The organism is Acinetobacter towneri DSM 14962 = CIP 107472, from assembly GCF_000368785.1.
Taxonomy (GTDB): domain Bacteria; phylum Pseudomonadota; class Gammaproteobacteria; order Pseudomonadales; family Moraxellaceae; genus Acinetobacter; species Acinetobacter towneri.
In genome coordinates this window covers 440533-453991 of the sequence record NZ_KB849690.1, presented here as the reverse complement: position 1 = coordinate 453991, position 13459 = coordinate 440533, and the positions used below count along the sequence as shown (strand labels likewise).

The following is a 13459-nucleotide window of genomic DNA, read 5'->3' as shown; positions in this document are numbered from 1 at the left end:
TTTTGGCTGAAATACGATAGAAAAAAACCAGCAAACATGCTGGTTTTTTAAAGCGTGCTCGCTTAGCTGCCTTGCACCAAACGACGTGCGCTGATAATCCCTGGTTGCTGCTCTAAACGTGCCAACAAACGAGAAAGTTGCGCCAAGCCTTTAACTTCAATTAACAATTTCATATTGGCGATACCATCACTTTCAGAAATAGTATTCACCTGACGAATGTTAATTTGATCGGCAAAAATCACTTGGGTTAAGTCTTTGAGCAAACCACGGCGGTCATAGGCTTCCACCACAATTTGCACGCTTTGACCACGGGTTGGCTGCATTTCCCAATCGGCTTCTACCGCACGTTCAGGTTCGTTGCCAATCATACGCACATAGTCCGAACACGCCACTTTGTGAATACTCACACCACGGTTCAGGGTAATATACCCCGCAATCGCTTCACCATGCACAGGCTGACAGCATTGTGCGATATGCAGTTCAACGTTATCCAAACCATCAATCAAAATGCCATGTGCCGATAAGGTATGGCTGGCACGTGGGTTCAAGGTTGGCTTCAACACCAGTTCAGGTTCATCCTGATCTAAGTGCATGTGACGATTGACCTGATTAATTAAGGCATGCAGGCTAATATCACCATTCACCAAACCAATCAGAATGTCTTCACCTGTTTTGACGTTAAAGTGATTGCAATAATCATTTAAATCAATACTTTTTGGATGAATCGCCAAACGTGACAATTCTTTATTGAGCACTTCACGCCCAACTTCCAGATTTTTACTGCGGTCTTGCTGTCTAAACCAATGACGCAGCTTATCGCGCGCACGTGCTGTCTTAATATAACCTAAAGAATTCACCAACCAATCACGGTTCGGTTCACGGTCTTTTTTGGTCAAAATCTCGACCTGCTCGCCTGTTTTTAAAGTATAGGTGAGCGGCACATAGCGCTGATTGACCCGTGCGGCATAGCATTTATTGCCGACTTCGGTATGCACATGATAAGCAAAGTCCAGCACCGTTGAGCCACGTGGCAATTCTTTAATATCACCATCACGGCTGAACACATAAATTTTCTCAAAATCTTCAAACTCTTGGATTTGTTCAAAGTTTTCAGAATCATCATCTTCTTTATGTGCGCTGGCATCGTTACGTTCCTGATAATGCTCCAAAACAGAACGCAAAGAATGTAAACGATGATTAAACGAATGGTCTGTGGCTTTAGAACCTTCTTTATAATTAAAGTGTGAACATACCCCAAGCTCGGCTTCTTCGTGCATATCTAGGGTACGAATTTGCACTTCAAGCGACTTGTTTTCTGCAATTACGGCAGTATGCAATGAGCGATAACCATTGGCTTTTGGATTGGTAATGTAATCATCAAACTGGTGCGGAATATGCCGCCACAATTGATGTACGATGCCCAAAGAGTGGTAACACTCTGGAATGGTTTTCACCAAAACACGTACAGCACGAATGTCATAGAGCTGATCGAAGCTGAGGTTTTTACTCTTCATTTTTCGATAAATCGAATAAATGTGTTTCACCCGCCCGCTAATTTCGGCATGAATACCATTATTGCCCAGCTCTGTACGCAATTGCTCAATTACGTTTTGAATGTAGTTTTCACGCTCCAAACGCTTTTCATTCAGTAACGTCGCAATTTCTTTATAACGGTCTGGCGCCAAATAACGGAAGGCTAAATCTTCGAGTTCCCATTTCAGTTGGGCAATGCCTAAACGGTGTGCCAATGGCGAGTAAATGGTTAAAATTTCTCGCGCCACACGCTCCTGACGTTCTTTGGAAGCGGTTGCCAACTCACGTAATGAATAGGTACGTTCTGCCAGTTTAATTAGCACCACGCGCACATCTTCCGTCATGGAAATCAGCATTTTATAAATGCCTGTTAAATGTTCACGCTGGTTATTATTAAAATGGTCTTCTAAACGCTTATTTTTCTCAATCAGTTCAGACAACTTACCCATCGACAAGGTGCCTTTGATCAAGCCATAAACTGCTTCACCAAATTCTTCACGCACTTCATCTAACTGCATGACATTTTCACGCACGCTACGATAGAGCATGGCTGCAGACAAAGTGTCTTCATCGACATGCAAGTGCGCTAAAATATTCGCCATCTCAATACCTGTATATAAGGTATGCGATGGATGACTGACGTCTGTTTCCAGCTCTTTTTTCAGGGTGTAATTGGCAACGCGTTCTAATTGTTCAAGTGCCGCCCCATCGTAAATCCCGCGTACTCGGTCTAGCCATTCTGCTAAATCCTGTCGGGCTTGCTCGGCATGTTCTACAGTCGTTTCCTCAGACAGTTCATTTAAACGTCCAGGAAGTTGTTCACGTACTGTGACCATACCCTTCTCCTACCTCTATGTACTTCATATTATAAATCGTTTATTTGCTTTTCTTTCTCAAACAAGGCAATGGATTCGACATGCCCCGTATGCGGAAACATATCCATCACGCCTGCTTTTTTCAATTGATAGCCCTGCTTGACCAATACACCTGCATCCCTTGCGAGTGTGGCTGGATTACAAGACACATAAACGATTCTATCTGCGCCAAATTTGGGCACATAATACATCACTTCCTCTGCGCCTGAACGCGGAGGGTCAATTAATAATGCCTCAAATCCTTGATTTGCCCAAGAATGATGCGAAAAATCTTTTGTTAAATCTTGTGAATAAAACTTAACATTGTCTAAATCATTACGTTGTGCATTCTCTGCACCACGCTGCACCATTTGCTCTGAACCCTCTACAGCAACCACCTTTCCTGTTGCACCTACACAACGTGCAAGCGGCAATGAAAAGTTGCCTAATCCACAAAACAGATCAAGCACCCGATCACCTGATTTTAAGTTAAGCAAATCACATGCCAGCTTAACCATTTGTGGATTAATTGTAGAATTGACTTGGGTAAAGTCTTGGGGATGAAAGCCAAAATTCACATCAAAATCATCTAAACGATAATGCAAACGCATTGCTGCATGCGGATCATCAACCCGATGCAAACTGTCTGGACCTTCAGGCTGCAAATACAATTGCCAGTGTTTCTTTAACGCAAACTGCTGTAACTGGTTGATATCGGCTACAGATAGTTGTTCTGTATGTCGCACCACCAAAGCAATCTCTTGATCTCCCATCGCCAATTCTATATGACCAATATGGGCCTTGCCTGTTAGACTTTGGAGTAGCTGCTTGATTCGTGTTAACGAACCAAATGCCTGATCCAACACCATACAGCGGTCAATTGAGGTCAGTTTATTGCTATTGCGCTCACGAAAACCGACCACCAATTTGTCTTGACTGGCAATATAACGCACCCCAACACGGGCTTTGCGGCGATAATCTTCACGCTGTGAACGCAAAGGCGCTAACCATTCTTCAGGCTGAATTTGCGCAAAATGTTGCAGATGCGACTGCAACACCTGTTGTTTGAGATGAATCTGCTCATCCAACTGAATATGCTGCATGCTACAACCACCGCAACGCTGATAATGTGGACATTGTGGCGTAACCCGTAATGTCGAAGGCTCACCCAGCACTTCTAGACACTCGGCTTCTTCTAAGCGTTTGTTACTATGCGTAATTTTGGCGCGTACTGTTTCACCAGGCAATGCGCCCTCTATAAAAACTGTTTTCCCCTGCTTCTCGGCTGGATGACCCGACTGAGCTGTGTAGTGTGCAATCCCGCGCCCTTCATGTGACAACGATTCCACCTGAAAGCAATATTCAGCCTGCTGCGTGGTACGGTTTTTACTGCGATGTTTCATATCAGTCTAAATATCGGAAGATGGGGAAGATTGAAAAGGCATCACGGATTCATTTGAAGGCGTGGTGACACTTTGTTCAGGAAAATCTGTACGGGTAAATTCAGTTTGCTGCGAACTATGTTGCCACACGCTTAAAAAGTCTGCATGCTGCGGCTGAGTATGCAAATATTGAATGGTGTGCTGTACCCATAAAGTATGCTCTTCAAGCAGCAATTGCCCTTTGAGCAGCAGCCAACGCAAATAAATCAACCAAGTATTTAAGACATCGCCTTCACAATAACGCGTCAGCCTTGACCATTCGCCGCTTTGCATAAATGCAGGAACATGATAGCCCGCATCTACACGTTTACCCGGAAAACCTAGCAAATACGCAATGTCATCCAACTTTTGAAAATGACGACCATTAAACATTGCCATCACATCCATTAAATCGACATGACGCTGATGGTAACGGTTTTGATAATTGTTATAGCGCTTTTGCTGATCAATCTCGCCCTGATCAAATAAACTTGGTGCAGACAGCCCGTGATACATGGCGCGGAATAAAATCACTGGCAAGTCAAACTGCGAACCGTTCCAACTGACCAAAGTCGGATGACGCTTATCAAAAATAGACAAAAACTTTTTCAGCATTGTCGCTTCGCTGTCATGTTCACGGCTAAAGGAAAACAGCTTCATGCCGTGTTCATCAATCCACAAGCCTGAAATACACACAATTTCATGCAAAGGCAAACGCTGAAAATCGGTGCCCGCTTCTTGGCGACGCAGCTTCATTAAAGCTTGTTCAAGCTCTGCTTCGGGTAAATCAAGTTGATATAAATGCGCGCCTGACTTCAAATCGGTAACGGTTTCTATATCGAAAATCAGCACAGGTAAACGCATAAAATCTTACTCAATGGGTGATAGAAAAATGAATATCACGATTCAGTATCTTGAACAGAGAATAAACCTGTCGATAAATAACGGTCACCACGGTCACAAATAATACACACGATGACTGCATCTGGATTTTCTTCAGCAATTTTTAATGCCGCCCAAACCGCACCGCCCGATGATGTGCCTGCGCTGATGCCTTCTTTTTGCGCCAGTTTACGCATGGTTTTTTCCGCTTCAATTTGCGGAATATCAATAATACGATCAACACGACTACGGTCAAAAATGGTTGGTAAATATGCTTCAGGCCAACGGCGAATCCCTGCAATACTTGAACCATCTGAAGGTTGTAAACCAATAATTTGAATCTCTGGATTTTGTTCTTTTAAGTATTTAGACACCCCCATAATGGTGCCTGTTGTGCCCATAGAGCTGACAAAGTGGGTAATTTTACCGCCCGTTTGCTGCCAAATTTCAGGCCCTGTGGTCAGGTAATGTGCTTCAACATTATCTGGATTCCCAAATTGGTTCAGCACCAAGCCTTTGCCTTCTCTCTGCATTTGCAAAGCCAAATCGCGTGCGCCTTCCATGCCTTGTGCTTTGGTCACTTCAATCAATTCTGCACCATAGGCACGCATGGCATCTTTACGTTCTTGGCTCATATTATCAGGCATGATCAGCTGCATTTTATAGCCACGCATAGCTGCAACCATCGCCAAAGCAATGCCGGTATTGCCACTGGTTGCCTCAATTAAAGTATCGCCTGGTTGAATTTCACCGCGTTTTTCTGCCTGCATAATCATGTTGTAGGCAGGACGATCTTTAACAGAACCCGCAGGGTTATTGCCTTCCAGTTTTGCCAAAACCGTTGCCTGCGTATGACTTGCCAAACGCTGCAAACGCACCAATGGGGTTTTGCCCACATAATGATCTAACAAAAATTCATCACTTTGGAAATCTGATTGGGTATCAAGCATGCTCTGCACCAATATCAAGGTGGGCTTATTGTATGAAAATTTGCACCTTCCTGCACGTTTTTCACAGGCTTTTTATCAAAACAGCAATACTCTGCCGACAATTTATGCATCACTCACTGCCTACACAATTCTAGGCAAGATGAACACAATTTCAGATTGTCTTTTGCGGGATGGATGCAAAAAAATGCACACCGATTGATTGCGAGATGTAGCTGAACCACTCGCACCAAACAGATGAAAACACAGTCAGGAGAATTGACATCCTCCCCCCCCTTAAAAGAGGGTGATTCCTACAGCTAGACGCTTATGCCCAAGCGCAAGAATGTTTAGAGCTGAGTTTATATCTCGATCATGAACTGTACCACAGCTCATGCACTCCCATTCTCTTATTCCAAGATCTGTACTACCTTTGGGACTACTTGAGGTGATCTCACCGCAGCACAAACAGATTTGGGTGGTATAGGCTTCTTGGACTTCTTCAAACAATACGCCTGCGTTCTCGCATTTATACTTGAGCATTGTTTTTAGTGCCGAAAATCCTGTATCCAAAACAGATTTTGCCATTTTGGTTTTTACTAATTTTTTAGCACTCAAGTCACCTACAATAATCAATGCATTTTCATTCACAAGCTTGGTGCTTGCTTTATGCAAATGATCTTTTCGACTATTTGCAATCTTGGCGTGTAATGCACGAACACGCTTCTTATTCCTGGCTCTCTGAGCAATACCTAATGTCTGCTCATATTTTCGATAGAATTTTGGATTTGAAATTACAGTGCCATCAGAACAGGTGGCAATATCTTTTAAGCCTAGATCAATACCAATCGATTTGGTTGCTGTCGATTTATCTTGCTTAGGCGATTCAACAACAAGACATACATACCAACGCCCACGGCTATCCTCTACAAATGAACCTGTTTTTAACGTGTATTTGCTTAAACCGTAGCTATCCCAAAGCTTAAATTGGTGTTTTCCATACTGGACATATCCAGTGGCATATTTGATAGCCACCTTTTTAAAGGGAACCCATCCCAAAGAGCGCCTTGCTGATTTTTTATTGCTGACACGCCATTTCAGCTTTGCCTTTTTAAATTGCTTTCTTCGGGTGACTAATTCTTCAGTTACAGCCTGAATGGTTTGACTATGTAAATTACATTCTTTGGATGTGCCTTTCGTATATTTGGCAATATCAAAAGCAGAGAGAAATTCACCTTTCCGCTTCAAATGCCTAAACCCTAAATCATTGACATAATTCCAGACGAAGTTCACTTCTGATGCTAGTTGGTCTAACACCTTGCAATGTTTGTCTTTTATACGTAATTTAAGGGTTTTCATGTACTTATATTAACAATCAAAACTCAAGGAAAATAGCCCTTAGTTAAATCAAACGACACTTCATGTCGTGTCGCTTATATCTCTGACCTGAAGGACTGAGTTTTACGCTCCATTTGATAAAGCATGCTAAACTGCCAAACATAGGGATTAAACTGCGTTAACCATGTCAAATATCAATAAAAAGTTATTTAAGCGCTTACATTTAAATCATGCTTATGGACAGCTGATTGCACTTATTTTTGTGCCAATTATGGTTTTGGCATGCGTCGGCACGATGCTAGTTTTATCTGAAACCTCGAATGCCGCAAAAGCACAGCAGCGACAAATGGCAATTGCGATTTTGACCCGTTTTGAGTTGCCATCTGAAGCAGCTTTGCATCAACTGGCTAGCTTTCCGTGGAAGTACGAAGAAGCACGTACTTTTATGCAAAACATGATGAACGAAAAGCACTTGATTCGTACTGCACTGATTGATGCTTCTGGTACACGCCGTTTAAGCATGGGCTTTCAAGACCAAGCCGAATGGCCCAAATTCCCTAAAAATGCCGATTTTTTTGGCCCAATTCTGTATAAAAATAATCATGTGTACGGCATGCAAATTCAGCAAGACATCAACCGTCCTGCATGGTTGCTGATTGAACTGGACAATCAGCCATTACAAATTGCCCGTTATCGGGTCATGATTGTATTAATTGCCACAGGCTTGCTGACCCTGTTGTTGTTATTGCTGTGTCTGAATTTCTATTCACGACGCTGGATTGCACCCATGTATGAAATTCGCATGCAGCTACAACGCCTGAATGCCGATACGCTCGATCAACACATGGTCATTAACAGTACTGGCGAATTACGCTTACTGCAGCGGGATATTGCCAATGTGGTAAAACGCCTGCATTTCAGCTTTTTAGAACTCAAAGAACATACCGAACAAACCGAAGATGACTTGCGCCGCACCCTCGATACTTTGGAAGTGCAAAACATCACTTATCGTCAGGCACGTGACCAAGCGATTTCTGCCAACCAGTCTAAATCGGTATTTTTAGCTAACATCAGCCACGAACTCAGAACACCACTGAACAGTATTGATGGCTTTATTCACCTGTTATTGCGTCAGGAAAATCTTAGCAATGAACAGAATTTATATTTACAGACCATTCGTAAATCATCGGCGCATCTTTTAGCACTCATTAATGACGTATTGGATTTTTCTAAAATTGATGCAGGCAAACTGGAACTGGATACCGCACCCTTTGATTTAGAAGAAGCCATTTTTGATGTGATGGATATGCTCTCGCCTTTGGCTGCGCAAAAACACATCAACATGGCCTTTTATTTTGCCGATAACGTGCCGCAATATGTGCTGGGCGATGCTTTACGTTTCAAGCAAATTTTAACCAATTTAATTTCCAATGCGATTAAATTCACCCCCGATGGTGAAATTATTGTACGGGCGCGGGTAGAACATGACGATATTGGACAATGCTTAATTCACTTTAGCGTCCAAGACAGTGGCATTGGCTTAAGCGGTACAGACCGTAAAAAATTGTTTGAGTCTTTCTCTCAAGGTGATACTTCGGTCACGCGTCAATTTGGTGGTACAGGTTTAGGTTTGGCCATTTCCAAACAGTTGGTGCATTTGATGCAAGGTCAAATTGGCTTTGAAGACAATCAGGAACGCGCCCCAACCGAAAAAGGCTCGACCTTCTGGTTTACTGCCATGTTTGCGGTAGATGAAGCGCATGCACAGCAGCATCCAAACTTTAAAGAGATTCAGGTGGTGTCGTATTTGGCGCACCCTGCCACAGCGAATGTCTTGCGTCATTATCTTGAAAATTATGCGGTGCGACATATTGAAGCCGCTTCAATTTTAGATTTATTTAGCCGCTTAAAAGATGTATCCGACCTGCAAGACAATACTTGGTTGATTGTTGATCATAGTGGCGACACCGAAGCTTTATTAAAAGAAATTCGTACCCGTTATCAAGGTAACTTGGCAGTGTATGGCTATCAAATGGCGCTAGACCCAAGTCTGTTAAATGAATATCGTGCGCGGGCTTTGTATCAACCACTCAGTCGTTCCGCCTTAATTGACTTACTTAACAATGAAAACAGTTTTGATGAACAGGATTCTGCATCATTTGATGGTAAAGGCCTGCACATTTTAGCGGTGGATGACCATCTACCAAACCTGATTGTACTCGAAGCCTTGTTAGGCGAACTGAATGTGACCACCACCAAAGCGCAAAGCGGTCAGGAAGCGTTGGGAATTTTGCAGCAACGTATCGAACAGGGACAGCAACCATTTGACCTGATCTTTATGGATATTCAAATGCCTGTGATGTCGGGGGTAGATACCACTCGTGCGATTCGTTCTTTAGAATCAACTTTGGAAAATCACAAACGCTTACCTATTATTGCCCTCACCGCGCATGCTCTTGCCGATGAAAAGCAAAAATTACTCAAAGTCGGTATGGATGACTATGTCACCAAACCGATTCAGATTGAACAAATCATCCAAATTTTAACCCATTGGACCACGCAAAGTTTTAATAAGCCACCTGCAGTCGATAAAGCCATTGTGATTGAAGCGCTAGATCCACAGGTGTTGGATTGGCAACAAAGCCTAATGCTGGCAGCCAACAAAGAAGACCTTGCAGTGGATTTACTGAAAATGCTAGTGGATAGCTTTGCCACAGAATTACATGAAATTGAACAGCTGATTGAACTGGAAGATTTCCCACAACTCGAGCATGTGTTGCATCGTCTGTATGGTGCGACCCGCTATGTTGGCACACCGAACCTGCAAGAAGTAACAGGCTCATTTGAACAGTTTGTTTCGACCTTACGTAAAGAACGTCGTAAAGCCGATGATCTGTTTGTGCAAGAGGTCTTAAACCGTTATCAGGAATTACAAACCTGTATACAGCAAGTTGAACATGCGGCAGAACACATTTTTACCAAACATAATGCGGTGAGTTAGCCAACATCAAAGTGACATTCACCGCGAACGCCTCAACGAGAAGATACAGTTTGTAAGCACGACTCACCCAGCACTATTCACAAAAAAAAGTCACGTAATCAAAGGCAAGGTCGCAAGGCTTTGCCGTGACTCTGCTGTCATTTATCGCACTGCTGCCCATGTTATGCTTTGCCCAGTAAAAACAAGAGCTCACATCATGACCTTACTTCGTATCGAAAAAAATAACGGCATCGCCACAGTTTCCCTGAACCGCCCAGACAAACGCAATGCCATGAGTTTTGCCCTACTTAAAGAATTGGTGCGGACTGCCGAAAAACTTAAAAAAGACCGCAGCTTACGTTGTGTAATTTTAACAGGCGAAGCAAAGGTATTTAGTGCAGGCATTGACTTGGCCGACCTCAACAATCCACAAAACCGTGCATTTGCGGCTTGGGAATTAATTAAGCCAGGGCAAAGCCTGTTTCAAAAAGCATTTCTCGTTTGGCAACAATTGCCTGTACCTGTAATTGCTGCAATTGAAGGGTATTGTTTTGGCGCAGGGATGCAATTGGCTTTGGCTGCAGATATTCGTATCGCGCATCCTGACACGCAAATGTCGATTATGGAAAGCCGTTGGGGCTTAGTGCCTGATATGGGGCTAAGCCGTTCATTAAAAGGTTTAATTGGTTTAGACCTTGCCAAAGAACTGACCTTAACTGCACGTATTTTTGATGCCAACTATGCCAAAGAAATTGGCTTGGTCACGCATTTAGATGCAACACCTTTACAAAAAGCACAAGCTCTTGCCGAAGAAATTGCACAGCGCTCCCCAGATGCATTGGCTGCAGCCAAACAAGTGCTGGATGCTATGGAACATGCGCCAAATAAATCTTTACGTTTAGAAAAAATTTGGCAATTAAAATTATTGCTGGGTAAAAATAGCCAACTGGCACGTAAAAAGGACAAGAACCCTGAAGTGACCTTTGCACCGCGTCAGTTTTGATTCAGTTCAAACACAACAGACTTTGACCAAAGGCTAAATTGACATTTCAAGCCAGACTTGTACTGTAGGCAAAAACGGAGAATCAGCGCTATGCATTTTGATCGTGACACAAAAATCGCTTTTTTAGGTATGGGACTCATGGGTACGCGCATGGCAACCCGCTTAGTTCAGGCAGGTTTTGAGGTCGCGGTGTGGAATCGTAGCCCTGCGGCTTGCGAATCTGTGCTCAGTCTGGGGGCAAAGTCGCTGCAATTGAGCGAGATCGGACAATATCCAGTGATCTTGAGTTGCCTTGCCGATGATCATGCCGTCCAAGCTGTATTAGATCAAATTGAGCCATTTTTGACTGCTCAACAAGTCATTGTCGATTTTTCCAGTTTGTCTGTAGATCAAACCCAAAAGCTAGCGCAGCAAGCCAGCCTCAAACAGGTCACATGGATTGACTCACCTGTATCGGGAGGCACTGCGGGAGCCGAACAAGGTAGTTTGGTGATTTTTGCAGGGGGTGATGCAAACACCATCGAAAAATTAAGCCCGATTTATCATGTGCTGTCACAACGTGTAACCCGTATGGGTGAAACAGGCACAGGACAAGCCACTAAAATCTGCAACCAACTGATTGTTGCTGCCAACAGCACCCTAATTGCCGAAGCTGTTGCCTTAGCAGGACAGGCAGGCGTAGACACCCGTTTACTTGCACCTGCTTTGGCGGGTGGTTTTGCCGACTCGAAACCGTTTCAGATTTTAACTCCACGTATGGCAACTCACAGTTTTGAGCCTGTGCAATGGAAAGTCCAAACCCTGTCTAAAGATTTAAACAATGCCTTACAACTGGCAGCGCAATTTCAGTTACAGATTCCTGTGGCAGAAAAAGCCCTTTCACAACTGCAAGCCCATCAAGCCAAGGGTTTTGCAGAAGCAGATTTAGCCACCATTATTCATCAGGTCGAAGCTTAATCGGCTTGATTCCTGATCCAACCTTTGCCTGCAAGGAGCACCTGCATGTCTAAACTGGCGGTTAATCTGTCGATGATTTTTACCGAAGTGCCTTTAATTGAACGCTTTGCCCTTGCACGCGAACATGGTTTTCAGCATGTTGAAATTCAATTTCCCTATGAGCTGAGTATTGAGCAGATTCAAACCCAACTCACACTCCACCAACTCAGCCTGTGTTTAATCAATGTCCCTGCGGGTGACCTCATGCAAGGCGGCAATGGTTTGGCGGGCGTACCCGGGAAAGAGATTGAATTTCATCATGCCTTAGAGTTAGCCATCCGCTATGCCACGGCATTAAATGTCCCTAGCGTCAATATTTTGGCAGGCAAACAACCTGTCGATGCCGATTTACTGCCTTGCTTAAACACACTGGCAGAAAACCTAAAACTGGCCTGCTCGATGCTCACTCAACATCATATTCAGCCTGTCTTTGAAATGATTAATGGCACCGACATGCCACGCTTTTTAGTACAAAATATTGCGCAAGCTCAAGAGATGCTAGAAGCAGTCAAACATCCTGCTCTTAAAATGCAATACGACTGTTATCACATGGCGATGATGGGTGAAGATGTGCTGAGCGCATTGCAAGAAAACATTCAGGATATTGGTCATATCCAGTTTGCCGACAATCCAGGACGCCATGAACCCGATTCAGGCGAGCTAGACTATACTACTATTTTCAAATGGTTACAGCACAGTGCTTATTCAAGCTATATCGCTGCAGAATACCGCCCAAGTCTGGCGTCAAATCAATCATTTGCATGGAAAGACAAATACTTTCCCTCAAATCAAAGTGGTTAAAATTAAACCGATTTGAAATTTCAGGCTAAAACAGCTATATTAGACGATGAATAATTTTAGGAAATTATACACCCCATGAATTTAGAACCATCGCCCGGCGCTTCTAATTCTCACGATCTTGCAATGAATACCCAAAAGCATGACGTACAAACTTGTCTTAAAGTTGTACATGAAGCTCTCCTTGATGTAAAAGCCAAAGAAATTGTTGAACTTGATGTCAGCAGCATCAGCAATGTTTCAGATGCCATTGTGATTGCTAGCGGTACATCAACTCGCCACGTAAAATCTCTTGCCGACAATGTTGCCGAAGAAGCGCGCAAAGCAGGCTTCCGCCCAATTGGTATTGAAGGTGAACGTGATGCAGAATGGATCTTGGTCGATCTTGGTATGGTAGTGGTTCACATCATGCTACCAACAGCACGTAAATTCTACGACCTAGAAAGCTTATGGCGCACTACGCCTGAGTCTGTTGCTTAATACAACAGCTCACTTGAGCAGCCTTAAAGATACACAATAAGCGACTTTCAAATAAGTCGCTTTTTTAATGCAGATCTTTTGAAGCTCATATCCCTAATCATTTTTATATCGCATTAATCTACCCACCAAATATTGGTTTATATCATCCCCTACCCAATACATTGCTTCAAACCAATCCTATAAAACTCGCCCGAACTCAATCTGCCTGATCTCAATTAACCACTTTACATCAGCCATAAAAAAACCGC

The 13459-nt window shown here is 43.4% G+C and carries 10 protein-coding genes; 5 read left to right on the top strand and 5 right to left on the bottom strand.

Annotation, left to right across the window (positions count from 1 at the left end; translation table 11 throughout):
- Positions 1-62: 62 nt before the first annotated feature.
- The 5 genes from F947_RS09450 to F947_RS09425 form a co-directional block, all read right to left on the bottom strand.
- Positions 63-2369 (bottom strand): RelA/SpoT family protein, encoded by a 2307-nt coding sequence (locus tag F947_RS09450; protein ID WP_004974935.1) that lies wholly within the window; start codon positions 2367-2369, stop codon positions 63-65.
- A 29-nt stretch (positions 2370-2398) separates the two neighbouring features.
- A complete protein-coding gene (gene rlmD / locus F947_RS09445; protein WP_004974934.1) occupies positions 2399-3790 on the bottom strand; it encodes a 23S rRNA (uracil(1939)-C(5))-methyltransferase RlmD in 1392 nt (463 codons plus the stop codon).
- 6 nt (positions 3791-3796) lie between these two features.
- Entirely contained in the window at positions 3797-4672 is an 876-nt protein-coding gene (locus tag F947_RS09440; RefSeq protein ID WP_004974933.1) for a 3'-5' exonuclease, read from the bottom strand.
- A gap of 35 nt (positions 4673-4707) precedes the next feature.
- The gene (gene cysM / locus F947_RS09435; RefSeq protein ID WP_004974932.1) at positions 4708-5640 is read right to left on the bottom strand and encodes a cysteine synthase CysM; all 933 of its coding nucleotides are present in this window, start codon (positions 5638-5640) and stop codon (positions 4708-4710) included.
- Positions 5641-5913: 273 nt separating this feature from the next.
- The gene (locus tag F947_RS09425; RefSeq protein WP_004974931.1) at positions 5914-6975 is read right to left on the bottom strand and encodes an RNA-guided endonuclease InsQ/TnpB family protein; all 1062 of its coding nucleotides are present in this window, start codon (positions 6973-6975) and stop codon (positions 5914-5916) included.
- Positions 6976-7138: 163 nt separating this feature from the next.
- On the opposite strand from F947_RS09425, the gene F947_RS09420 reads away from it, so the two are divergent.
- From F947_RS09420 to rsfS, 5 genes are all read left to right on the top strand, one after another.
- Positions 7139-9955, top strand: coding sequence for a GacS-like sensor histidine kinase (locus F947_RS09420; protein WP_004974930.1), 2817 nt, complete (start codon positions 7139-7141; stop codon positions 9953-9955).
- 196 nt (positions 9956-10151) lie between these two features.
- Entirely contained in the window at positions 10152-10937 is a 786-nt protein-coding gene (locus F947_RS09415) for a crotonase/enoyl-CoA hydratase family protein (protein ID WP_004974929.1), read from the top strand.
- 90 nt (positions 10938-11027) lie between these two features.
- Positions 11028-11894 carry an NAD(P)-dependent oxidoreductase gene (locus F947_RS09410; RefSeq protein ID WP_004974928.1) on the top strand — a complete coding sequence of 289 codons (867 nt, stop codon included), beginning with the start codon at positions 11028-11030 and terminating at the stop codon, positions 11892-11894.
- A gap of 45 nt (positions 11895-11939) precedes the next feature.
- The gene (locus F947_RS09405; RefSeq protein ID WP_004974927.1) at positions 11940-12734 is read left to right on the top strand and encodes a hydroxypyruvate isomerase family protein; all 795 of its coding nucleotides are present in this window, start codon (positions 11940-11942) and stop codon (positions 12732-12734) included.
- A gap of 75 nt (positions 12735-12809) precedes the next feature.
- Positions 12810-13211 carry a ribosome silencing factor gene (gene rsfS, locus F947_RS09400; protein ID WP_004974926.1) on the top strand — a complete coding sequence of 134 codons (402 nt, stop codon included), beginning with the start codon at positions 12810-12812 and terminating at the stop codon, positions 13209-13211.
- Positions 13212-13459: the final 248 nt, after the last annotated feature.